Origin of the sequence: Variovorax sp. PBL-E5 (assembly GCF_901827185.1) — a bacterium.
In the GTDB taxonomy this organism is placed as follows: Bacteria; Pseudomonadota; Gammaproteobacteria; order Burkholderiales; family Burkholderiaceae_C; genus Variovorax.
The window spans coordinates 488,852-510,461 of record NZ_LR594672.1; the positions used below are offsets into that span (position 1 = coordinate 488,852).

General features: G+C 62.6%; 30 protein-coding genes. 11 read left to right on the forward strand and 19 right to left on the reverse strand.

Going from position 1 to position 21,610, the window contains the following annotated elements:
- Positions 1–641: 641 nt before the first annotated feature.
- Positions 642–842, reverse strand: coding sequence for a hypothetical protein (locus WDLP6_RS30105; RefSeq protein ID WP_162570922.1), 201 nt, complete (start codon positions 840–842; stop codon positions 642–644).
- Positions 843–1,043: 201 nt separating this feature from the next.
- Here WDLP6_RS30105 and WDLP6_RS30110 point away from each other — a divergent pair, with 201 nt between their 5' ends.
- Together WDLP6_RS30110 and WDLP6_RS30115 are read left to right on the forward strand one after the other, a co-directional pair.
- Positions 1,044–1,433 (forward strand): hypothetical protein, encoded by a 390-nt coding sequence (locus WDLP6_RS30110; protein ID WP_197893622.1) that lies wholly within the window; start codon positions 1,044–1,046, stop codon positions 1,431–1,433.
- Positions 1,434–1,608: 175 nt separating this feature from the next.
- A complete protein-coding gene (locus WDLP6_RS30115; protein WP_162570923.1) occupies positions 1,609–2,103 on the forward strand; it encodes a hypothetical protein in 495 nt (164 codons plus the stop codon).
- A 110-nt stretch (positions 2,104–2,213) separates the two neighbouring features.
- Here WDLP6_RS30115 and WDLP6_RS30120 read toward each other — a convergent pair whose 3' ends face one another.
- The 4 genes from WDLP6_RS30120 to WDLP6_RS30135 form a co-directional block, all read right to left on the reverse strand.
- A complete protein-coding gene (locus WDLP6_RS30120) occupies positions 2,214–2,888 on the reverse strand; it encodes a hypothetical protein (RefSeq protein ID WP_162570924.1) in 675 nt (224 codons plus the stop codon).
- 99 nt (positions 2,889–2,987) lie between these two features.
- Positions 2,988–3,296, reverse strand: a complete 309-nt coding sequence (locus tag WDLP6_RS30125; RefSeq protein WP_068674014.1) for a hypothetical protein — start codon at positions 3,294–3,296, stop codon at positions 2,988–2,990.
- A gap of 94 nt (positions 3,297–3,390) precedes the next feature.
- A complete protein-coding gene (locus WDLP6_RS30130) occupies positions 3,391–3,822 on the reverse strand; it encodes a hypothetical protein (protein WP_068674012.1) in 432 nt (143 codons plus the stop codon).
- The gene (locus tag WDLP6_RS30135; RefSeq protein WP_068674010.1) at positions 3,819–4,373 is read right to left on the reverse strand and encodes a hypothetical protein; all 555 of its coding nucleotides are present in this window, start codon (positions 4,371–4,373) and stop codon (positions 3,819–3,821) included. The genes WDLP6_RS30130 and WDLP6_RS30135 overlap by 4 nt, the downstream gene beginning before the upstream one ends.
- 84 nt (positions 4,374–4,457) lie before the next feature.
- Between WDLP6_RS30135 and WDLP6_RS30140 the strand changes: the two genes are divergently transcribed.
- The 3 genes from WDLP6_RS30140 (at position 4,458) to WDLP6_RS30150 (ending at position 5,962) form a co-directional block, all read left to right on the forward strand.
- On the forward strand, positions 4,458–4,967 hold the full coding sequence (locus tag WDLP6_RS30140) for a GIY-YIG nuclease family protein (RefSeq protein WP_068674008.1): 510 nt from the start codon (positions 4,458–4,460) through the stop codon (positions 4,965–4,967).
- A gap of 268 nt (positions 4,968–5,235) precedes the next feature.
- Entirely contained in the window at positions 5,236–5,589 is a 354-nt protein-coding gene (locus WDLP6_RS30145; protein ID WP_162570925.1) for a hypothetical protein, read from the forward strand.
- Between the two features lie 13 nt (positions 5,590–5,602).
- Positions 5,603–5,962: a helix-turn-helix domain-containing protein gene (locus WDLP6_RS30150; protein WP_162487218.1), complete on the forward strand. Its 360-nt coding sequence runs from the start codon at positions 5,603–5,605 to the stop codon at positions 5,960–5,962.
- A 309-nt stretch (positions 5,963–6,271) separates the two neighbouring features.
- Here WDLP6_RS30150 and WDLP6_RS30155 read toward each other — a convergent pair whose 3' ends face one another.
- Genes WDLP6_RS30155 through WDLP6_RS30175 form a run of 5 tightly spaced genes read right to left on the reverse strand, consistent with a single transcriptional unit; the run spans position 6,272 to position 9,043 of the window.
- Positions 6,272–7,003, reverse strand: a complete 732-nt coding sequence (locus tag WDLP6_RS30155; RefSeq protein WP_162570926.1) for a hypothetical protein — start codon at positions 7,001–7,003, stop codon at positions 6,272–6,274.
- A complete protein-coding gene (locus WDLP6_RS30160) occupies positions 7,000–7,404 on the reverse strand; it encodes a hypothetical protein (RefSeq protein WP_162570927.1) in 405 nt (134 codons plus the stop codon). Before WDLP6_RS30160 ends, WDLP6_RS30155 begins: the two co-directional genes overlap by 4 nt.
- Before the next feature lie 15 nt (positions 7,405–7,419).
- Positions 7,420–7,674 carry a hypothetical protein gene (locus WDLP6_RS30165; RefSeq protein ID WP_162570928.1) on the reverse strand — a complete coding sequence of 85 codons (255 nt, stop codon included), beginning with the start codon at positions 7,672–7,674 and terminating at the stop codon, positions 7,420–7,422.
- A 58-nt stretch (positions 7,675–7,732) separates the two neighbouring features.
- Positions 7,733–8,233 carry a hypothetical protein gene (locus WDLP6_RS30170; protein WP_068673996.1) on the reverse strand — a complete coding sequence of 167 codons (501 nt, stop codon included), beginning with the start codon at positions 8,231–8,233 and terminating at the stop codon, positions 7,733–7,735.
- Positions 8,234–8,236: 3 nt separating this feature from the next.
- Complete coding sequence (locus WDLP6_RS30175) at positions 8,237–9,043, reverse strand: hypothetical protein (protein ID WP_162570929.1); 807 nt, start codon at positions 9,041–9,043, stop codon at positions 8,237–8,239.
- Positions 9,044–9,220: 177 nt separating this feature from the next.
- On the opposite strand from WDLP6_RS30175, the gene WDLP6_RS30180 reads away from it, so the two are divergent.
- Together WDLP6_RS30180 and WDLP6_RS30185 are read left to right on the forward strand one after the other, a co-directional pair.
- On the forward strand, positions 9,221–9,487 hold the full coding sequence (locus WDLP6_RS30180; protein ID WP_068673992.1) for a hypothetical protein: 267 nt from the start codon (positions 9,221–9,223) through the stop codon (positions 9,485–9,487).
- Positions 9,488–9,572: 85 nt separating this feature from the next.
- Positions 9,573–10,160, forward strand: coding sequence for a hypothetical protein (locus tag WDLP6_RS30185; protein WP_162570930.1), 588 nt, complete (start codon positions 9,573–9,575; stop codon positions 10,158–10,160).
- Positions 10,161–10,303: 143 nt separating this feature from the next.
- On the opposite strand, the gene WDLP6_RS30190 is transcribed toward WDLP6_RS30185, so the two are convergent.
- The 5 genes from WDLP6_RS30190 to WDLP6_RS30210 all read right to left on the reverse strand — a co-directional run bounded on the left by WDLP6_RS30190 (position 10,304) and on the right by WDLP6_RS30210 (position 14,100).
- Positions 10,304–10,894 carry a hypothetical protein gene (locus tag WDLP6_RS30190; protein WP_162570931.1) on the reverse strand — a complete coding sequence of 197 codons (591 nt, stop codon included), beginning with the start codon at positions 10,892–10,894 and terminating at the stop codon, positions 10,304–10,306.
- Positions 10,895–10,938: 44 nt separating this feature from the next.
- Positions 10,939–12,069, reverse strand: a complete 1,131-nt coding sequence (locus WDLP6_RS30195; RefSeq protein WP_162570932.1) for a hypothetical protein — start codon at positions 12,067–12,069, stop codon at positions 10,939–10,941.
- Positions 12,070–12,203: 134 nt separating this feature from the next.
- The gene (locus tag WDLP6_RS30200) at positions 12,204–12,548 is read right to left on the reverse strand and encodes a hypothetical protein (RefSeq protein ID WP_068673983.1); all 345 of its coding nucleotides are present in this window, start codon (positions 12,546–12,548) and stop codon (positions 12,204–12,206) included.
- Between the two features lie 53 nt (positions 12,549–12,601).
- Entirely contained in the window at positions 12,602–13,102 is a 501-nt protein-coding gene (locus tag WDLP6_RS30205; RefSeq protein ID WP_068673981.1) for a hypothetical protein, read from the reverse strand.
- A gap of 32 nt (positions 13,103–13,134) precedes the next feature.
- Positions 13,135–14,100 carry a hypothetical protein gene (locus tag WDLP6_RS30210; RefSeq protein WP_162570933.1) on the reverse strand — a complete coding sequence of 322 codons (966 nt, stop codon included), beginning with the start codon at positions 14,098–14,100 and terminating at the stop codon, positions 13,135–13,137.
- A 207-nt stretch (positions 14,101–14,307) separates the two neighbouring features.
- Here WDLP6_RS30210 and WDLP6_RS30215 point away from each other — a divergent pair, with 207 nt between their 5' ends.
- A complete protein-coding gene (locus WDLP6_RS30215; protein WP_068673977.1) occupies positions 14,308–14,592 on the forward strand; it encodes a DUF1653 domain-containing protein in 285 nt (94 codons plus the stop codon).
- A gap of 144 nt (positions 14,593–14,736) precedes the next feature.
- On the opposite strand, the gene WDLP6_RS30220 is transcribed toward WDLP6_RS30215, so the two are convergent.
- Positions 14,737–15,666 carry a hypothetical protein gene (locus WDLP6_RS30220; protein ID WP_162570934.1) on the reverse strand — a complete coding sequence of 310 codons (930 nt, stop codon included), beginning with the start codon at positions 15,664–15,666 and terminating at the stop codon, positions 14,737–14,739.
- Between the two features lie 138 nt (positions 15,667–15,804).
- Here WDLP6_RS30220 and WDLP6_RS30225 point away from each other — a divergent pair, with 138 nt between their 5' ends.
- The 3 genes from WDLP6_RS30225 (at position 15,805) to WDLP6_RS30240 (ending at position 18,760) form a co-directional block, all read left to right on the forward strand.
- Positions 15,805–16,239 (forward strand): hypothetical protein, encoded by a 435-nt coding sequence (locus tag WDLP6_RS30225; protein ID WP_162570935.1) that lies wholly within the window; start codon positions 15,805–15,807, stop codon positions 16,237–16,239.
- Positions 16,239–16,829 carry a helix-turn-helix domain-containing protein gene (locus tag WDLP6_RS30230; RefSeq protein WP_102905960.1) on the forward strand — a complete coding sequence of 197 codons (591 nt, stop codon included), beginning with the start codon at positions 16,239–16,241 and terminating at the stop codon, positions 16,827–16,829. Before WDLP6_RS30225 ends, WDLP6_RS30230 begins: the two co-directional genes overlap by 1 nt.
- 1,085 nt (positions 16,830–17,914) lie before the next feature.
- Positions 17,915–18,760: an AAA family ATPase gene (locus WDLP6_RS30240; RefSeq protein ID WP_068673971.1), complete on the forward strand. Its 846-nt coding sequence runs from the start codon at positions 17,915–17,917 to the stop codon at positions 18,758–18,760.
- A gap of 98 nt (positions 18,761–18,858) precedes the next feature.
- On the opposite strand, the gene WDLP6_RS30245 is transcribed toward WDLP6_RS30240, so the two are convergent.
- The 3 genes from WDLP6_RS30245 to WDLP6_RS30255 all read right to left on the reverse strand — a co-directional run bounded on the left by WDLP6_RS30245 (position 18,859) and on the right by WDLP6_RS30255 (position 21,604).
- The gene (locus tag WDLP6_RS30245) at positions 18,859–19,497 is read right to left on the reverse strand and encodes a DUF262 domain-containing protein (protein WP_083944139.1); all 639 of its coding nucleotides are present in this window, start codon (positions 19,495–19,497) and stop codon (positions 18,859–18,861) included.
- A gap of 127 nt (positions 19,498–19,624) precedes the next feature.
- Positions 19,625–19,951: a GNAT family N-acetyltransferase gene (locus WDLP6_RS30250; protein WP_068673969.1), complete on the reverse strand. Its 327-nt coding sequence runs from the start codon at positions 19,949–19,951 to the stop codon at positions 19,625–19,627.
- Positions 19,952–20,482: 531 nt separating this feature from the next.
- A complete protein-coding gene (locus tag WDLP6_RS30255; RefSeq protein WP_232077600.1) occupies positions 20,483–21,604 on the reverse strand; it encodes a Wadjet anti-phage system protein JetD domain-containing protein in 1,122 nt (373 codons plus the stop codon).
- Positions 21,605–21,610 lie beyond the last annotated feature (6 nt).

A 21,610-nucleotide genomic window follows, 5' to 3' on the forward strand; every position in this document is an offset into this window, starting at 1 on the left:
CGTACCCGTGCCACGCCCGCCCCAACGACCAGCTACTCGCCAAGGCCGGTGAGCCAACGAGTAATGGGAGCCGCTGGCGAAGCGCAGGGCGCACGCGCTTTCCCTGCCTTGCGCCATTGGCCTGAACGGGTGGGTCCTACATAATCGCCCGTACGCCTCAGCCAGGGGCAGGAGTGGCCCATGACCTCCATTTTCCCGACGGCTTCCGAGTCTAACGGCCACCTGCCGCCGCCATTGCTGCACATTGCCCAGCCCCGTCCAAGGTGCGCGGCGCGGATGCCATGACGACCCGTTTCCAGTCAACTCTCCTTTCCAATTGGGGAGCTCGCGCTTCGGCACTAAAGGTGGAGCACCGGTCTCTGGCCGAGACTCCAGCGACGACATATGTGGCTTGGCATCGTCGCGGTAGCTGCCGCCACCATTGCTGGCAGCTCATTGGTTGCTCAGGTCTCGAAGGACCCAATGGTCTTGCTCGGTCTAGGATGGCTCAGCCTCCTTGGAGCCTTGTGCACTGCCGTGAGCTCCTTCCTGAACTACGGCAAGACAGCTGAAGCGCACCGCTTGGCCGCGGACAGCTAAGAGAGCATCCGGCGCAGCGTCGAAGTTATCGCTGCGGGACCCAAAGTCCAAAAATCCGCGCTTCAGCAGGAGAGCTGATGGAACTGGAAAGGCGCTTCCAGGCTGCCGACAAAATTGCGCCACTCCGGGTTCGAGGGGTGGTCGGCGGCGGCGGGGATGACGACGACGATGACGACGATGACGACGGCGATGATGATGACGACATCGACGAGGTCGATGACAACGACTTCGAACGAGTTCTTGCACGCCGAAATCGTGGACAAAGGGAAGTACGCACGCCGCTACGCTAGCAGCGACCCCAATGCTAGGCAATGGTGGCGCCAGCGGCATTGCACGCCCCCGGTGGCTCACTGAATCTGGTCTTCCCGTTGTTCCCTCCGCGGGGCGGCAAGCAATGGTTTTCAAAGTAACCAAGCGCCTTTGGTCGTTCGCTACAGGTCACAGGAAACAACCTAGGACGACCTGTGCCTTTCGACAAAGAAACCTGCCCCTACTGCGCCGACCCTCACTGCGAAGCTGATTTCACAGACGTAGGGGTGGGATACGTTCAGACAGGTCCGTACCACTGCTACGCCTGCGGCGCAACTGAAGTTGGCGGCTTCGACACCTCGACACCGTCGGCCGACGAGCTGCGAATCGGCTGGTACGCGCCCAATAGCCCGAACCTGCCCGACACAATCTCCAGCCTGAACGGTCAGTTTGTAGACGCGGAGACAGCGCTGGCGATTTACCGCCGCGGCGTCGTGGACCGCGTTCCTTTCAAGCTCTCCGTCGAGCCTGCCGAGTTTGCGCGGCTGATGGGCTTCCGTATTCAGCATTCCCGCGGCCATCCATTACTAAACGACAGCCAGTGAACAACGCTTCGCGGGTCTCAGGCAAGCCATTGCTAACTGGTGGCAACGGGTCGCCTGCCCCTGCAGCAAAACCGTGCTGCTCCATGAAGATAACGCCTGCAGCATGCGCGAATGCACGGCTTGCGGTTCCATCCAGACCTACGGACGGCCGTGAGCCGTCCTCAAAAGGACATCCATGAAAATTGCAATTCCCCGCCTTTACGTAGGCTACGGACCGGTGGGCCACCCAAAGGCTCGAACCTTCGACTTCGGCTTCGACAAGGAAGACTTGGGAAGCGCGCTCTACCGCTACCTGACCCACAACGCCGGCCAAGGCCTCGTGCCTACCGTCTTCTTTGACGAGTGGCTGGGCCTGGAAAAGCAGGGCTACTACATTCTCGAGGTCGTGAACGGAGAAATTCCCGACGCTGTGCTCGAAGGCTTGGAAGCGCCTGCGTGGTTTGCCCCTCGTCCCTTGGGTGAGCCCGGGCGAAAGCTACGGGAGTTCGAAAAGCTGCTTCCAAGCTACGTCCGCCCTGCTGACGTAGAGACATGGGTCGAAGGCGACCCCGCTTGCGACCACGACTTCGGGCTGGAGAGCTACGAGACCGTGGAGCGAGGAGACCAGTTCTTTGACCGAATGAGCTGCACCCGCTGTGGCGCTGTCCACGCGATGCCCCAGGTCGACTGATTCACAACCGACCCGCCAGGTTCTCCTGCGCGGGTCGTTTTCTTGCGATTCTCGGGCCCTTGCAGGCCGGCAGCAGCGCGTCCGACGTTGCGCCGAGCGCCATTGGTGCACTACTGGTCTAGCTGGTACACCTGACTGCCGAGGTGGTACCGGATGGTCGTGTCGCACATGTTGGCCAGGCGGTGGGCCTCCTCTGGCACGTCCAGCTCGTCGTTGTGCCTGGTGTACTGCGCTCGAGCAACCTCCAGTGCCCGCTCCAGCTCTCGACGCAGCCAGGGTCGAAGTTGGCTTTCAGGGGGCAGCCCGTCGATGTACTCCGTCCCGAAAGCTGCAGGCGCTCGCTTGAGACTCGCGCGCAGGGCCAACGCCGCCTGGTCAAGGGCGCGCTGGCCAATCTGCACGTGGAGCAGTTCATGGTCATACACCGCGCGGAATCGGCATCCCTTCACGTCCAGCTCGCGCGCGATGTAGACCACCGCGGTATCAGCCACCAATCGGGCATTGATGTTTGTGGTCGGGCAGCCGTCGCGGTTAGGGCCAGCCTCAAACTTGACGCGGAATCCGAACTGGACATCTGTAAGGCCGTCGGCCGGGCCAGGGCGCTGAGCCTGCGCCACCCGGGTCAGCTCGTCGCGGGCGACCGTGTTGTTGAGCTCAGGCGCGACCTGGGCGGAGGTTACCTCATAGGTCCCGATAACTTCGGGGCAGGCGGCGAGAGCAGCAAGTGGGGAGAGCAGCGCCAGCGCGATAACGCACCGGCCCATGCGTAGTCGGAGAGAATTCACGGCAACGTGGCAGCAGTAGGTCTGCGCACGTGTAGGTCCGGCGTTTAGCCGGCGTCTAGCTGTGAAAGCGAAGAGGCCACCTTTAGGTGGCCTCGGAATTCATGCAGCGCAAAGGTTTACCTTGGGAAGCTCAGGAGCTTCTCCCGGACGGGTGGTCTCGAAGTAGGTGCCGCCCATCAAGCCGGCGATGTCGTCCGACAGGTCCGCGTATGCGGGCTCAATACAAACCAGCTCGAGCTTGGGGTTCAGGAGGCCAATTTCGCGCCAGAGGTCCTGGTACGGGGCAGCCAGGTCGCGCGGTGCCTGGTTGGGCCGCATGCCGTGGGGAATCGCATAGACGCGGCATTGAGCTCGGCCTGGTGCGACGTAGATGGTCTCGGTATGGGTTTGGGGGGAAGCGGTCGTCATTGCGAATCTCGGTGGTTGTCCTGGCTGGTGTAGCAAGCAGGAGTGGGGTATGCACCAAAGATAAAGCCGCTGACACAGGGTCAGCGGCTGGAAATCAGGTTGATGCCCCTGGCGGCTTCCAGGCGGCGACTTCCTTGGGGGCAAGGTTGGCTTGAATGGGAACGAACAGAACCTCGACTTGGTCCTTGCACTGCGCCTCGTACGCGACGCCTTGCACGAGCTCACCTTCGGCTTCACCTTCCGCAATCAGCACCACTTCGGCGCCAACCCGGTAGTCCCCCTCGTCATCGCGCAGGATGGCGGCAAGTTCGGCTCGGTCGTCCGTGAGAGGGTGTATCGCGACGACCCGATGCTTGGGCATCTGCGCGTCTTGCACAATCTGCGCATACAACGACCAGCCCCCCGACACCTGGTAAGGGGCGCCCCGGTCCTTCGTGTTGACCAACAGATGCAGGAAGCCCTGCGCCGTCAGTTCCACATAGACGCTCGACACGAGCGAAATGTCACCGAGAACTTGTACTTTCATGCGCCGAGCACCTCGGCCATCTTGTCAAAGAGGCTGGGGGACTCGACGTGCAGCTGAGTGCCACCGGCGATGTCGTATTCCCGAAGGTTTGCGACCAGGCCATCAATGGCGGCCTTGCGACCGCGCAGGCGTTCACCGTCGTAGGCCCTCAGGCAGCTGACGATTTCATCTTCCGTCGAACCGACCTCCACGAGGCGGTCCCTGACCTTTTCCTTCGTCAAGGACGCCATCTTGTATTCGCCGCAGTTGGTACTGCCGGCAACAAGCTTTTCGCGCATCTCTTCCGTCAGCGTGCAACCCGCGCCCATCAGCAAGACGCCGAGGACCTGGTAGCCGATGGAGCGGTTGTAGCGCTCGCGTTCTTCGTCCCGCTCGCCGAGGCGACCGTCCAGCTTTGCGAACAATTCCGGAATGGCTGCCTCGAGCCGGGCGCGCGTGAGCGGTGTGTTCGCTTCGTCGTTCTCCAGGTCAATCTTGGCGAGTTCCAAGAGGTCGCACTCCCAGTCGAGCGCGTCGTCCGAGCCGATGATGGCGTAGCTCCAGCATCCCATGTCTTTTCCTTTGTGTGATGAATAGGTCCTGAGACCTGTAGCGACCGAGCGGCGCCGCGGCTAAACGGACCGCCTACACGGGCGATGCCTCAGCTTCCTCACCTGGTCTCAATCGCCGCCCTCGAGCGCGCCTTCGACGCCAATGACGCGCCCCGTACCGCAGAACTCGTTCTTTCGGCCCTACGGCAGGGAAAGGGCGATGTGATGCGCTCGTTCACCGCGCACCCGTTCGAGGACGACTGGCGCGACTTCGCGACGAAAGCGGTGCGGGACTACCTCCAAGCGGCGCAAGGGCACGTCTACGTCGTCGGGAATCCCCTTCAGCGGGACTTCCTGAAGGTGGGGAAGACGGGGCGCACGCCCGAGAAGCGCCTGGCCGAACTGAACAACGAAGCCGTGGTCGGCGCATTCATGTTGGTTGCCAGCTGGGAGGTGCTCGACCGCCACTATGTCGAGAAGGCGGCTCACCGCGCCCTGTCCTGCTTCGCCCGGGTCAAAGAGTTCTTCCAGGGCCACTACGAGCCAGTTTGCGCTGCGGTAGCGAAGGCTGTAGAGGAAGACCGAGCCGTTTTGGCCCGGGCAGGCTTCCGCTAATACAGCTCGACCGTCTCGAGCGTGAAATCGCTCGGGTAGCGCTCCCCGAGGAACTGGAAGATGGATTCCGCCTTGGTGTTCGAATCCGGTCTGACCAGCGCAACTCGTCGGGATGCTCGTCCGGGGGCGTGAAACCGAGCCTTGTGAAGCAGCAGCCCTCCGGCGTCCGGGGGAGCGCGGCTAGGAGCGCAGCCGGCACAAAAAAGCAGGTCAGGATTGCTTTGGCGGGCAGACTTGCATTCCATGTGGAAAAGCCCATAATTTGAACGTGCTGCCCATCTACCACCCGGACGCCCGGCTCGAGTTGCTCGACGTCCTCAAGGCGCCCGGCCGGGCGGTGAAACAATGTACTGGGATGATGATTGCTCGCCACCATGCCATGGACCTCGGCCTCGAGCCCCTGGCCCCCAGCGAATACCTGACCTCCGGTGCCGGGGGCTACGCTACGCTGTACGGGGTGGAGTATTCATACAACCTGTTCGGCCGAGTCGAGTGCGTCTATCAGGTCGAGGCTGGCGTAGTGACCCTTCTTGCCATCGACGCCTGGCAGGCTACCGCACGAGTCGGTCTTCCAAAGTCCGCGCCGGATGCGCGTGCACGCGCGTGGGGGCGGTCAACCTGAAGGAGAGAAGACCATGGGACGAATGAACGTAAACGATGCCGCTGCCCAAGCGCGCGAGTCTGAGGAGTTTGAAGCAAGCCTGCTTCAAGACCCAGAAGTCCGGTTCGGGTTCGACAACTACGAAATGCTGAAGCAAATTGGGGCATTCCTCCGGGAGATGCGAAAGGAAGGTGCGCTGTCGCAGGAGGGGCTAGAGGCAGCCAGCGGGATTGGCCAGGCCGAAATCAGCCGCCTAGAGACAGGAGAGATGGAGCGCGGTCCTTCATTGCTGACGCTCGTCCGATTGGCACACGCAGCCGGAAAGCGATTGGTCCTTGGCCTGGAAGACCTGGAAGGCCAAACCAGCGAGCCGCGTCGGGTGATATCTCTTTGAGCGTGCCACGTGTCCCTAGAAACATGGTCTGACGTGTGCGGCCTCGTCAGCGGCATCCTGCTCGTGGTGACGGCTTGGCGCAACGACGGGCTCTATGGATTCGTCGACAACCTTCGAAAGGTTGTCTCAGACGCGAAGGCCAAGTCACGCCCCGAGGACCCGATGGCGCCCGTTGTAATAGCTGTACTCGAAGCCGAACTGTCACGATGGTCCTGGGTAGACCGCTGGAGCTTGCGCGGCGGGGCTGTCTTCCTGGTCGCCGCTTTCCTGTTGAAGCTCTTGGCGCCAGCGAAATAGCAGGTTGAGCTGCTAGCTCGCCACGAACTCGGCGACCGTTTCGAGAACGGCTTTCGCCTTACTGATGTCGAACTCGTTTTCCGTGCGCACACCGGACTCCATGTCCAGCCAGTAAGCTACGCTCAGTTCATCGACTGCTCGCGCCACGGTCGCGACGTTGCCTGGCGAAATGCCCCCCGCGAAACCGAGAAACGCGCTCCCAAGCCCCTTCGGAATGGTCCAGGCATCGGGCTTCACGCCACGGCCCTTTGACTCGTCGAGCAGCACGTGGACGCGCGACCGGTCATCGCCGGCGAGGTGACCGAGGAATAGCTCGATTGCCGCGGTAGTGCCGCCATGGCGCTGGAGGATGAGGTCAGGCCCGAGGTCCAGCGCGCGCCGGTAGAGGTCGAGCGTCTCGCTCACGCTGAATACCACCCCGCGCGCATTGATGTTCAATTGCAGCCGACCAGCCTGCAGGATGTCCGTTGGCAGGGCGCCGGCCTTCAGCTCCGCAAAAGCCTGAAGCCCGCACAGGTGAACGGCCGAACCGCCGGCGGCCCCCGCATCGAAAAAGCGCTCTCGCCAAGCCCTCGTCGGGTTGCGTGCCAGCCGCTCCTTCTCGGGTAGGTAAAGTAGCGCCCATTCGACAAACGGGTAGCGGCGTCCGAGCTCGGCCAACGCATCGACGGAGGTGTTGTCATCCGGGCCTGTCAGCGAGACTCTCTCGAGGCCGCCACGGACAGCCCTTGCGCCGGCGCTCATGCTGCACGCCCCATTTCGAGCCGACCCATGAGGAGAGCTAGCAACTCGTAATCGAAGTCGTGGAAGCTCGCCGAGACCCCCGTTGCCACCAAGATGTGCGTGAGGTAGGGGGCGTACAGGTCGACGTTGTCCGGGGTGATTCCGCTGGCGATAGCGAGCGGGGCCTCACCCAGCGCCGCGCGCATGAGCTTCAGCTTTTCGACGTCTGCCGCCTTGCCGGTCGCCTCCCCGCTCGTGGTTGGAATCATGCCGAACTCAACCGCGCGCTGCGCAGCCAGGCCCGGGTTGGGCTCCGCCGCCTGGTACTTGAACGCCACCCCTCCAAAAAACGCGTGCCCAGGATACTTGCGTAGCTCGGCGGCAATCGGAAGGCCCAGCGCGTCGTCCTCCGTCGTATTCACGCGCGCATTGTCAGCCTAGGTCATGTCCAGCCCGGCTGCGACATTGCGCCTAATGGCCTCTACGGCCGGCAGGGTCAGATAATTGATGCCGACCTGCTTGGTCGGCCAGGCAGCCTTGATTTCAAGCGCAGCGGGCTCGAGCAACGAATCTCGCCCGTCCATCGAGATGAGCCACACCCCGTCGCACCCGGCGTCAAAGGCAACCGCGGCGTTGTGGAAGGCACGGGCCTTTTCAGCAAAGTGGATGACTGGCAGGACAATTGGGCGCATGGTGCTCCTGGGGGCTATGACTCGGAAATCGAAGTTTGAAGGCGGGCTGGCCCGGGGCCTAGTCCTCGTTGGAGGCACGTAGGCGGTCGACGAAGCTCGGTTGCGTGTCCCGCGGCCGCAGCTGCTCATGGTCTTCGCAGTACCAATGGGAAACCTTGTTGGCATCGACGCCGTAGCTGTAATCAGTTGGCGTTGAGCATACGGTGCACGAGGTCGCCGGAAGGAACGCCTTGCCCTTGAACATCCCGCAGTGCTTGCAGAACCCTGCACCGTTCGTGTACCCCCGGCGCTCGAACTCGTGGCCCGGACAAGCTTGATAGCGCTCGAACTTGGCAAATGCGTTTCGCTCCGCGTCCTCTACGTTGGAGCCTTCTCCTCGGATGAACGTCTCGGGGAACGCTTCGAAGTAGGCTGTGATGTATGGCTCGCCGCCGTCTCGGCGCAAGACCAGTCCCTTTGTCCCCCATTGGACGTAGCAATCTGCGGGCCAGGCACAGACCGGCGTATGGCCCGCATGAGCGTGGTGGCCCGGGCGGCAGTGGGCCGCGACGTTGGCCATGGCTCACGCCTCCCACGGTGGCGGAAAGTCGCACAAGGTGCCGTCGACCTGCGTGTACGAGTAGGCCCAATGCCCGGCTCCAGACCGGTCGTCGAACTGATATTGGTAGACAAGGTGATGCTCCGGCGAGCCCACCCCTATGCGGATGCCCCGGTCGACACTGGGCCGCTCGGGCAATGCACCCTTGAAATCGGGCGTCCGCCCCGCAACCGAGCGGGGACGGATGACCTCGTAGCCCTGCCGGCCGGCCGCCGAGGACACGAACCACCGGCTGGCAAGCCGAGCTGCCATCAGCTGGCGCTCCGCCGCGAGTTGGAGGAGGATGGACTTGGCAACAGGGCGCTCGCTCTCGCCGAGGAGAGCGACCTTGCCGCCCCCTTCAGCGGCTACCGCGAAATCCTCAGCTGACTCTAGAAGGCTCTCGTAGGCGGCGCGGTCGAACTCGAACGACACTTCCCGCGGCTCCCCCTCGACGAAGCCCCTGCTGCGCAGGTAGTCGAAGTAAGCCTGCGAGAACGTCCAGGAGACCGCGCCCGTCCTTCTACGGACATGAACCGGCTCGAAGACGCCGGCGCACTCAGGCACACCGCACTCACAGTTCAGGAGGAAGAGTTGCGCCCCGCGCAGTCGACCTGCCAGTAGGATGTTTCCGTCAAGGCGGGGACCGTCGGTGGTCTCATCCTTCGTGGAGGCGAAGGGCTTGCCGTCGACGATGAGCGTGAGGTGCACCAGCTGGTTGGGTTGGACCGGCTCGCAGACGAAGGGGCGGCTCAGCTCGCCGAGTTCGCAATGGATTTCGAGGGTGTTCATAGTTTGAGGCCAACACGCTTCTCAGCGGAAGCTTTGTATATGGACTGCGCTTATCGCGGCGCCGGACTCGAAGCACGAAGCCGCCGCCTAAAGCGCATTGTCGTATGATACATTTTAGCATCTCAAAAGTGCGCCGATGCGTTTTAGTTTTAGCTGATTTGGCGAAAGGAGCGGGGGATGACTGGAGCGGTCAAGAAATACGAGTTCGCAGACCTTGCGGGGTGCGTCTTGCAGCGCGAAAGCCGAAAAACCGGACACCTTGTGGGTCTGTACTCCGCCGCCCAGGCCGACCTGGATGAAAGCGGAGGTCCCTGGGCAACGATTTGCGAAGCACATGGCCACGTCGTCAACCATCCGACACTCGCCCTGGCCAAGGCACATCTTGGCGACCCCACGGGCTGGTGCGAGACCTGCATGGAGGAAGAGGAGGCGCGCGGCAGGTAGGGGGCGCTCGCGGGCATTGCCCTCGTCGCTAGACGTCGTTAGGACCACTTGAGCACACGACATGGCAGACATTTTTGGACTGGGGATGAAGACCATCCCCCAATCGCGCATCCCGCGGCTGCGTCGCGTATTTGACGAGCGCCTCGCGCGCATTCCGCTGATGCGGCACCCAGGGTTTCACTTCGACCTAGAACAAGAGGGCTACAAGGAATACGTGTTTGGTGGGCGCTACGCCTACTCGTCAGAATTCGGAGCGATTTGCCACGACCTGGCCCACGCAGTCGAGTTCGGCCCGGACAGGTTCGATGAACGCTGCAACCCCTGGGGCGGCTTCACCTTCAACCTGGGCAAAATCGAAATTGCGGGACGCGAGTACGAACACCCTGTCACCGGCCAGGCTACGGAGCGCGAGTGCCGCACCTATGGCATCCAAGCGCGCCTAGCCGACGCCTTCGGCATGAAGCTCAACTTCGAGGCCCATGCAGCTTACTGCGCTCACCTCTGCCGGCATATGCCCGACTGGGTCGCGTACAGCGGCAAAGAGGCTCAGCTGTTGCAGCTCATTGGTGAAAGCCGCGACATGTTCTCCCAAGCTGAAATCTTTCAGCGCCTGGAGGGCTGGTTCGACCTCACAGAACGGCGCCTCAAAGCGGAGCATACCGAGGACCTCTAACGGCCACCTTAGCCTAAACAAACCATTCCGCCCCGACCGCCACAGCGCCGTCGGGGCGCCTTTTCTTGGCGGTGGACTGCCTCAGTCCGAGGAGCAAAGAAAAGCGGACCCAGAGAGGGTCCGCTCGAAATCAAGCCAGAGGCTTATTGCTGGGAAGCGCGCAGTCGAATCGGTGCCGATTCCTTGCCGCTCTTGAAGGTTGCTTCGACACCTTCGGTGATGACAACCTTGTAGTCGTCGAGGTTGATTTTCGGGTAGCCGGCAATGCGCATCCACATACCGCGCCAAAAGGAGCCGAGCTCCTGCTGGTAAACGCGCTTCTTGTCGATGAGCGTAGTCTGGTTGACCTTGAATTCGTCGCGACCGGACTCTACAATTTGCTGAAGCTTCAGGTAGAGCTTTTCCGACACTTGCGGGTTGGTTTCGGTTATTGCCTGGAACACCGCCTTGGAGCCATCAGCGCCATAGCGGCCCTCGATGGCTGCCTTCGTCACCCGCACCAGGTCGTCGCGCATCATGTCTGTGACCTGTGCGGCCTCCAGGACCTTCTGCGAGTACGTCGCCAGGATGTTTTGGTTGTTCTGGTGCGTGGCCTTGATGCCTTGCTCCATGGTGTTGCCGGCGTTGTAGGCCGAGATGTAGCTGACACCGAAGACCGCGCCAATCAGCACGAACAGGGCGACGATTGCGATGAGGATGCCGACAGCGGCCGAGCCGTGTTGATTTTTCTTCATGGGGTGATTTCCTTGGTGATTGATGAACTGGGAGGCAGGGGCGTTTAGCGCCGGCTTTTAGCGTTTCGTGCGAACCGGCGCGGCATGTAGCCGCCCGACGATTCGGAGTTGTTAGCAAGCTTGATTGACGTGACGACGCTGGCGACCAGCGAGAGCACGAACAGCAGGGCAAGCAGCCACGTAGGCGGGGCGATTTCCCATTTCAGGTACTCGAAGTCGGACATTTTCTTGCGCTCGAAGCCCTTCATCGTTTGCTCTGTGAGCAAGGCGATGACGGAATCGGGCGTCACGGTCTTCAGGTCCTGGATGGCATCCTGGAGCTGCACTTTGAAGAGCTGGCTGTCGGACCAGGTCACGACGCGGGCCCATTCGACCTCAGGGTAGCTGGGCGCGCCGATGACCACAATAATGTCGTTCTTCTTTCCGCCCAGCCATTTCTGGTGCAGGGCCTGCGCGTAGTTCGGGTCCGTGTCGGCGGTGAACACCAGGACGGCGTTCGCGTGCTTGGCCGGGCCGAGCTTCTTCAAGGCGCCTGCGAGCTTTGCATTCCATTCGGCTGCGTCCGGCACCTTTGCGCCGACGACCAGAACACGATTCGCGTAGTGGTAGTCATGGATTTCGTCCGGATAGGGAGGCAGGTGGCCGTCGAATTTCGCGTACGCGGCCTTCTCGGCGAGCGTGTTGAACAGCGACTCGGGCGCAGCCTTCACGTAGTTCACGAAGTTGTGGCTTTTCGCCACCGGGTCCCCAACGGCGGCCTTGGTGAAGCGCGGAGGGACTGTGAGCCCTTGACGGTCAACGCGGTCGATGTCGATGTCCCCCACGTTGGTGTACAGCGTGTGGTCGACGTCATGAGTGTGCTCGTAGCAAGTGGAGCAGCTCTTCGTTGTGGTGGTCCGGCCCTGGGAATCGGTGCTGGTTGAGGACGTGCAGTTGCACTCGTAACTGTGCTCGCAGGAGACACGATGGGACTCCTTGCGGAGCACTTCACCGTTGAGCAACTCGACATCGTGCGTCTGGGCATAGCGTCCGCCGGCCCATCCGAGGATGACGATGGCGGCGCCGACGGCCAGATTGATGGCAATTTCCCGCACGGTCAGCTCATGCTTCCAAATTGCCTTCGCGATGAAGGGCCAGAGGAGCGGCACGACCAGCAGGAGGGCTAGTGTTTCCAAAATTGGTTCCTTGTGAGTTGTCCTAGGCCGTATAGCGAGCAGGCCTCGGGTCATCTAGAGAGTCGGGCGCGCCACTGCGCAAGCGCCCATAAGGAAGCCCGCGGTGAGCGGGCTTCGAAGGGAATGAGGGGAGCTCAGTCGGCCTGCTGTTTGGCCGCGGCCTCGACAGCGGTCACGAGGGCCTTGGCGGCCGAGACGGAGTTGAGGTTGATGCCTTCACAGGCCAGCGCCAGGAGGAGGGCCTCCATGCCGGCGACGATGCCACTGGCCACCCGGTCTTCAGCATGCGCGGCGAAGGGGTGCTTCGCGCCCTGGCTCAACACCTTGTGTTGCTCCAGGGTGGAGAGCTTCACCCACGCTTCCACAGGCATTGCGCCGTGGTTGCCAACAAGCTCCTTGCTGAGGCCGGAGCGCACGATGCGGCCGGCGCCGTCGAGGGTAGTTTCGATTTCGATGTCGAAGGGGAGGGCGTATTTCATGATGTCCTAGGTGGTTTTGTCCTTCGTCTAGCAAACGCCGGGTGACGCAGGGTTTAGAACGAATGGCCGACGAAGTCGGCAACTTCGAGCAGGCAGCTTTGCTCCCAGTCGTCGAAAAGGCCGTCCAGTTCGAGGACGTCAAGGTCGGTGTTCAGGTGCCAAAGGTCGCCGAGCAGCACCTCGCGGGACCAAAATCGAGCTGGTGGCTGAGGGAAAGCGCCAGACCTGTCAGCTAGGCAGGCAGTCACCTCCCAGTCTGAGGCGAGTTGTGTCCGAAACCTCAGGTCAAGGCGAAACTCCGGGGCGGGAAGGGGAGCGGCCCTGTTGTACACGGGCTTCTTGCCGAGGAGGGCAATGGAGCAGCAGGCGTCACAGCCGTCGGCACGCTGAGCTACGGTATGGCCCGTCTCGAGCGCCTGCCAGCGCACGCCCGCGGCATCAAGGCTGTGGCACAGCAGGTTGCCAAGTCGCTCGAGCGTCTCGCGAACAGCCGCGGTTCGACATAGGCGCGCGAGCTCCTTCAGAGGGTCGAGGTCAGCAGGGGCCGTCGCCATCCCCAGGCGATTTTCGTTCCTTCCGCGCATCACTACTTGGTGAAACTCACCTCGATGTCCGCGTTGAGGCTGTAGTTGTTTGCAGCCGGGTCGGCGCCGCCAACACGTAGCGTCGAGCGGTAGGTTCCAGCCGGCTGCCACTGGCTCACCTCCACGGTGAAGGACAGTTCGCAGGTTTGGCCACCGGCAACGCCGATTTGGCAGGTCGAGCTGAGGTTTTTGATTTGCCCCTGTGAGCCGTCCTGGAAGAAGCCAACGCTGTAGACCTGGTAGTTGTTCGTACCGCTGTTGTGGAGCTTCACCTTCCTCGTTAGAACGGTTCCTGCGGGCAAGTAACCCAGGGCGCCACCTTGGTCGAAAGCCAACATGACCGGGCGCGCCGGCGCAGTCACCTGCCCGGTCAGCATCGCCAACGTCTTGTGGCCTGCTGCAGCGGGGTCACCGCAAGCTCCAGCCGCGCAGGCCTCGAACTGCCATTGAAAGAAGAAGCTTTCTGCGTCCTGGTAGGTCCCTGCCGCACCGGCTCCGGGCGCGAACTGGAGGAGCAGCTTGCAGGTGGCGCCGACGGCGAGCGTCCCGCCGACAGCGGGACACCCGGACTCGACCTGTGACGAGAAGGGATAGGCAAGCACGCCGACCGGCAGGTAATTCAGCTGTAGCGTCTTCCCGGTCGTGTTCTGGAACGTCGCGACCAGCGAATCCGTTCGATGAAGCTCGGCTTGTAGGGCACGCGCCACGGTCAGCGTCGGGGTGTCGCTCCAAGGACCCGCTGCGTCTGGCGCAGGGGCAGCTTCCGTCGGGCTGCCGGGAGCGGGGGAGGGATTGGACGTTTGGGGCTGCGCCGGTCGCGCGCCGGGCGGGAGCATTGAGCCAGGGAAGGCGGCGCTGCCGAGAACGGTCAGGTCCCTCATCGGCATGACACCGCCGGCGGCTGCGCTGTGGGTGGCCATCAACAGGCTGGCGGCGGTGGCCAGGGCCTGGGGGAGTCGTTTGAGCATATGGTTCTCTGGGTCGGCAAAGTCGTGGCTTCTGCCCTGAACGCCAGGTGCCTGCCAGCTCAACGGTGCTGGGCCACGTGACACATGTAGCCCCGTGTTTTGTATGCCGACCGGGCTAAGCCGCGCTTCGGATGGCGCCGCGGGGCGCGGGGCGGCCGCCGACCTGGTCGCTATATGGCACATTCGATATCTGCATGGAGCCCCTACGTGCTTACAGCCGTTCCCACCTACTTTCGCCATACCGATGGCGGCATCTACGCTCTCACGTGCTTCGGCAAGCACACCGAGGATGCAAGCAACGTCGTGGTCTACCGCCACGTCTGGCCTTTCGAGCCCGACACCTGGGTTCGTCCGGCGTCGGAATGGCTGTCGCGCTTCAAGCACATCCCGGAAGCCGAGGTCATCAAGGCGCTAAAAGGCGACCGCGAAGCTGCGCAGGCCGCCATCACCGCAGCCAAGGCCAAGCGCAGGGCCGCTGCCGCATCCCAATAGACAAGAGCCAGTGCGTCATTCACCCCCGCCTAGAGCGGGGGTTTTCGTTTCTCCGGCACCGCTCCGGGCTCGAGCACGGGAGCCAAAGAAAAGCACCCCGGCAAAGCAGGGTGCTAGAAGCAGCGAGCGTGCGCTCGTGAGGGCTTATTTCCGGTAAGCCCGCGACTGAGCCGGGCTCAGGACGTAGGCCTTTCGGTCGCCGAGGTCATCCATGTAGGCGCGGATGTAACGGTGGTTGCCGTCACACAGCAGGTAGTCGGCCGTGTCACCTTCGGTCTTGAGAACGCCTTTTCCTTTGCCGACATAGATGAGGATTGCCGGTTGGTCCAGCACCTCTTGTGGCAACTCAAGCGCGTGTTTCGAGCTCACCGCGATGAAGAGCGAACCAATCTGGTCGACATCGCGTTTGGCCTTGTCGATGCCCAGGAAAGTTCGGGCGTAGGTCGCCACGAACTCCGCATCCATGGTCACTTCCTTCGGGCGTAGCTTCTTGCTGGCAATGTCCGCAAGGATGGCGCTAACGTCGATGCGCTTGTTCATCCACACAAAAACCTCTTTCGGTGGTGCCTTGCCCTCCAGCTCCATCTGGGGGAGCCCGTCGGCAGTGAACGTCGAAAAGGCGCCGCCCGCCTGCTTGTGCGAGCGCAGGGCAGAAGCCCATGCCTTGCCTTTCTTGGACAGGTGCAGCACCTCTCCAGGCTCGATGTCCTGCTCGTTGCTCGTGAACAGGCCTTCGGCCGCCAGGTCCTGCAGGCAGGCCCAGTCGTCGTGGCCGTCGACTTCAGAGCCGTCGCGAAGGCGCGTTCCGTGGTGGGAATCGACTGCGTGCGGCCAGGAGCGAGCGCCAGCACGCTTCGGCCGGGGGCATTCGCTCTGCATCACCCGGAGGTTGCGCCGCGTGCTGCGCATGCGCGCGTCCGCGCCAACCTGAAAGCCGGCACAGTCCGTCGCAACTGCTTCCACGTAGGAGAGGGTGGACCAGTGGTCTTTGCCCCAGGCGGACGAAGGGATGATGTCGTCCTTGCTGTAGGTCTTGTCTGCAGTGGGTCGTTCGAGGAGAGCAGCTTCACTCATGTTCATATCCTTGGTAGTAGTTGGCCTTCACGGTGTAGCAACCGCGATGCGCTTTAGGCCACTGCACACAACCGTATCCCTTGACCTACCTGGCTACATCGGTGTAGCATGAGACTGCACGCTTATAACGGATAACACATGGCCACCAAATACCTGCAGCAGCAATTCCTCAACTTCTGGTTTGTTCTGAACGAGTTGCCCGCGTCAGAGGACAGCGAGGGAGGCAGTACCATCTTCGGTACGGCCTACAAGACCGTCGAGACTGGAATCGGCAAGCTGCCGGTTGCCATCCAGGCCGTCAACGACGGCGGCATCCAGTACGAGGTTCCCGCGTACGACCTGTGCGCCGCTGAGGGCGCTGAGGAGCTTGAGGGAAAGCTCGCGTGGGTCGTTTCACTTCATTCGGAAAACTGTTTCGAAACTCCCACGGCCGCTGCCGTGAAGGCGTTTTTGGTTTGCTGCTTCGCGGAAGCCGCCCGGATGCATGGAGGAACGGCACGGCTCGCTAAGGTCACGTTGCAATCGCACACCATGGTCGTCGAGGAAGAGACTTTGCCGATGGAGGCTCTCTGATGGCAACGAAGGAAGACCTGACCCACGTGGCGCCGCTCGTCAAGAACACGCTCCTGTCACAGCTGGCTAATGCACGTACCGCCATGGGCCTCACCCAGGCCGAACTGGCCAGTCGCGCCGGCGTGAGCCGCATGACCATCCAACGAACTGAGGCGGAGGACGCCGACACCAGCCTGAGCACCTTCGTTCTGCTCGCACTCGCCCTGAATCACACTCCGCGCCTGGTGGCAAAGAGCGACGACGACGATAAAGACCAGTACACGCCCCTGCCGGCCGGCATCGTGCACCGCGGCTACGCATTCAACCGGACGAAGAGCGACCTCGAGTACCGTGACCGCCAGCGCGAGGCGGCGCTTGCCCAGGAATGGGAGGCCGCGAACCAGGACCGGCTCGGGCTGCCCCCTCTCATGCAGACCCTAGTCCCGAACCACACCCAGGAGCAGGCCTCGGCGGCGGCGACGGCCATCCAGTGGCTGGGCTCCGAGCAGGGCTTCGAGTTCTTGGTGAGGGTACTGGGCCGTGCCGGCTACGACGTCCTCGTGTCCAGGAAACAGCCGCCCAAGAGCGCCTTCAAAGCTCGAGGCCGCTAAGGGATAGCTGGCGACTATTCTTGCAGCGAGCTGAAAGGCATGGGCGAGGGTGCACGTCATGAACGTGCAGCGGTGGTTGGACAGGTTGGGCAGCCGGACCTCATCCAGGCATCTTCAGCGCGTAATTCACCAGGCCGCCAGCGTTGCTGACGGTCTTTGTCATCCCATCAAGGCTCGTGGGTGCGGAGGAGGGTCTCCCCGGGCACCGCATGCTCCTGCAATCGCAAGTTGCTCGCCTGACTCACAGCCCGGCAGGCCCCCTCGAAGGAGAACGCAGTGCACCCGTGGATAGCTCTTGCCACGGCATCCATTTGAGGGGTTCGCGGGCGCAAATGCGGCGCCGAGCTACGAGGGCGCGGGGGGCTGAGGCGCGAACGGCCGGGCAGGGAGTTTTGGGTCAAGGTGCACCGTATAGCCGTCAGCCCGAAAACCGAAGCCCAGCCAGGAGCCCTCTGCGTTGCAAGCAACGACGTGCCTATCCTAGGCATGAGCTCCTGCGATACCCCTGCCCACACCGGCTTGACGCCGGCCAATTTCGGCCTCTTCGGCACGTGCGGCCCCAGCAGTTGGAGGCGGGCCTTCCGCACTGCGCTCGAGGCTCGAGGAGTCACCTATTTCGACCCGCAAGTGGAGAGCTGGACGCCCGAGCTCGCGCCCTTGGAAGCATTGCACCTTGCGAACGACCAGTTGGTGGTGTTCGCGGTGACCGAGGAGACGTTTGGGTTCGGCTCCCTGGCAGAAACTGGTTTTCCACTTCACGCGGTGCGCGCGACCAGCGCGCAGCACTTCGTACTTCTGTATATCGCGGAGGACGTCAGCGAGGAGCTGTGGCAGGCATCCCGGCCCAGGCCGAAGCTTCGCGCAGGGCGCGAATACTTGCTCGTGCGCACCTGGACAGGGTCAGCAAGCCGAACGTATTCGTTGCGAAGTCGCTCGAGGACCTTCTGCGCAAGGCCTTGATGCTGGTGGACGCGTTGGAAATCCTAGAGCGGGTGCGCGACTGAAGCGCGGACCCCCGTTTTCCGCCGCCGGAACGTCCCTATACCGAGGCAGGACACCCATCGCTTCGGAAAAGGAATACTCTCTTGATAACCCAACTCACAGCCAGCGGCTTCACCGCTGTCCCGTACTTTGAGACTTCGCTCCTCATGCAGGAGCATCCCAAGGGAATCACGTTTTCGACCAAACGGCCTAATGTCATCGTTGGTCCGAACGGCGCCGGAAAGTCCGCGCTGCTCAAGACTCTGGCGCTCCAGACGCTCTCGTACCAAACAGGTGAGAGCGCTTTCGACGACAACTACACCAGGGGCCTCGACTCGGACGACTACTGGCACCAGGCAGGCTACCGGTGGTCGAGAGACTTCCGTTACCTGAACGGGCTCGAGGTCGCAACCGACGGAGCGCCAGCGCTGTACTACCAGCCAGGCCACATCCCGGGCCACGACAACAGCATCGCCGCATCAATGATGTGCGGGTACTTCGACGAAGCTCGAGCCTACGGCACGCTCATCAAGGACAAATCGTCCGGGCAGCGAAGCCAAGCGTTGCTGGAAAAGCTCAAGGCACTGCTCTCCGGAGACAAACCAACCCTGAGCTACCAGTACGTGAACTGGCATGGCGGCACGCAGCCCCTCGCTGTAGACCGACTCCGCGACGCGTCCGACTGCACGCTCAGAGCCGAGGTGCTCAAGAAGCGATACGGCAACGTCGCCGCCGGCGCGGTGCCCGTCGTCCTGATGGACGAACCGGAGCAGTCGCTCGACGCGAAGGCGGAAGCGCTGCTTTGGCGGCAAATAGCAGATGCCGACATGTCGCGGCTGCAGGTCATCGTTGCGACCCACAGCCTTTACCCAATGATGCACCCAGAGCACTTCCATCTCATCGAGGCGGTGCCTGGCTATGTCGCAGAGGTGCAAAGCCTCCTCTCCTGATTGCAGGCGCCCTGGTCTCATGACCAGGGCGCTTCTCCTTGCAGGTGCTGAGCCAAGAGAAACGCCGAGCACAAGGCCCGGCGTCGAAGAAGGTGTTTTCAGACCTCGTGTTCAGGCGAAGCCGAGGCACGCTCGCTCTCGAGGTGCGGCGTTCCACCGAACGAGCGCAGGTCGTAGATTTGGCGCAGCGTTGCTTCATCCCATGAACGCACGAAGGAGCAGCCAAAGGTCTTGTTGCAGAAAAGCCGGCGCTCGACCTTGCCCAGCTCCTCCCACCGGCAGGGCTGGCCGTTGACGTCAGGGACCGCCAGCTTGTTCAGCAGGTAGTCCTCCAGAGCCGACAGGCGTTGCTGGCCGTCCAGCAGGACATCCGTGAACTTCCTGGCAAACAAAGGCTTCCCGGGTTCCTCGATATAGTCGGCCATGTCGTTGACCAGGTAGGTGCCAACGTCGATGTCCAGCCACAGCGAGGTGATGAACCTGGCCTTCTGCTCCCCGCTCCAGACGAGAGCCCTTTGCCAGTCGGGCAGAGGGTAGCCAAGCACGAACCGGCTGGCCCAGGGGTACAGCTGGCGTTGCTCAGCCTCCTTTGAAGTGAACAGTTCTAGTCGGCCCACGAGCTCGCCGATGGAGCGCGGTGACGTGGATGCGTTGATGGTCGCCCGCGGCATCTTCCGTGCGGGGTCGACGCCTGGCAGGTCGTGTCCGTCGTAGCGATGGAATGGCTTGGCGCTCATGCGGAGGCCCCATTCAAAAGTAGTTTCGTCATGTTTTTCCCTGAGGGCAGTGCCCAGTGGTCCTGCTCCGTGTAGCCAGGTCCAGCGTAGCGCTCAGTGGGCCCGGTGCGGCGCCAGAGCAAACCGCTTAGTTAAAGGCGTACTCGAGCCGGCCAGGTCGATAGCGGCCATTTTCGACGGCGCTGAGGGCGAAGCCGTAGCGGTTCACGAATGCGCGGCTATAGATGTGCAGCATTTCTTCCGCCACAGTGCAATGCGGCCTTTCACATTCGAGCTCGTGAAGCATTCGGTCGATGAGCCTGATACCAACCCCAGACTGGTGGTAGGCGGGCAGCACCCGAACACACCGAAGCTTGGTCTCCTCCTCGCCACGCTTTCCCAATGCCACGCCGACGACGTGGTCCGCTTCCTTTGCGAGCAGGAGGATGTCACTGCCGGCGGCCAGGCCGGGCACGACCTTACCGGCGTACCACCGCTCGAACCCGGGTACAGGGCATCGAGGTCTTTAAGGAAGGGCAGCGCCGCGGCTGCAACGCAGAGGGACTTGGAGCGCTCGAAACGCATGGGCAGGGAGCACGGACAGGTGGACGATGGCCGCTTACGTACGATGCGGCATGTCCCTATCGAAGACATCGTTCGAGGCGTTCGCCTCCGTTCTTTCTCGCCCGGACCGTGTACCGGGTACGCGAGCGCGCGAACGCTCTTGGACTGCTCGAAGCCCACGGGTGGCAATGGCCGCCCTGGGAAAGAGCACCCGCCGCAACCTAAGCTCCGTGCGAAGCCGTGTAGGAAGGCGGCTTAAACGCTCACGGCGCGCGCCACTTTTCCTACCAACCGGCCAGATTGCGATGTGCCGAGGCCGAATTGCCTAGGAAATTGCCGAGCTGTTGAAAGCTCGCTAGGCTGGGCGCAGGGGTACCGCATGTCGGCTACGGCCTGCCCAATTTGGGCATGACCGTGCCCAGTCTGGGCACGGAGGCACTCCCTACGGCCGGAAAGCTTCCTGGTCGACGAACTGGCCCGTGCGGGACATGGCGGGGATGAGTTCGGCGTCTGCGAACAGGCAACCGGTTCGCTGCAGCTCACGCTGGCCCTGCTTGTCGGCAGCCTCCGGGGCGTGGCCGCCCCCTGACTTCAGCGCCTGAAGCATTTGCAGGTAGCCTGGCCGCCACGCCTCAGTCTCTGGAAAGGAGGCACGAAGAGCTGCAAGAATCCGCATCCCCGCAAAATCCAGGTCGCCCCAGAAGTAGCTTGGCAATCTCAAGGTCGAACCCGCCGTCTGGTACAGCCAACCCTCGAACCGCGCACGGCCCTCGGCGGATGCGTCACCTTTGGCCGAGTAGTAGAGGGAGCTGCCCGCGGCGGTCCTCAAGCGCTGTGCGCTGCCCCGGAAGCCTGAGGCGAATGCCAGGATGAGTCCCTCAAGCATTGCCGTGGGCGCGCCGACAGCCTGCTCGAACGTCATTGCGTTCTCGATGAACAGCACCCCGCTGGGCGGACTTGGCGGCAGGAACACCTGAAGCTGCACAGGCGATTCGGGGAAGGGGCATTCCTGGACGCCGAGGACCGCACAAACCAGCGCTTGCCGCTTGTCCAGCACCTTGGACATGCCCCAGAACAGCCGGCTCGAGGCCTCTCGAAGGAGTACGGACTCTGGCACCAGGTTGGGCAGGGCGTTGAGGCGCTTCACTACCTCTGCCATGTCGCGATTCGGGATATCGATGCAGAAGTCGGCCACCGCGGCTTTTTGCTCGGGTGTCCCGATGAGGTGCTCGTTGACCGCTGCACGCCAGCGCTCCAGGCTGGAGCGGGGCCGCTCTAGCCGGCTGACTGCACGTCGCACGTCAGCTTCCGCCTGTACCGTCAGCCGGGGCGCCATCGCATAGCCCGAGCGAGAACGCAGCGCGGCCTCAGGTTTGACAGCGACCCATCCCCAGCGCGCCATGTCGCAGAGGTGGGCCCAGAGCTCTTCCTTGTCCGACTCCCGTCCGGCGCCGTAAAGCGCAGGCCAGGTGCGCTCGCTGAGCGCAAGTGAGGCCGTGCGAGCACTGCCCCGTACCTGCGAAGCGTCCAGCCTGTCCACCAGCAGGTTGAGCAGGGAGGCCACGCCCGG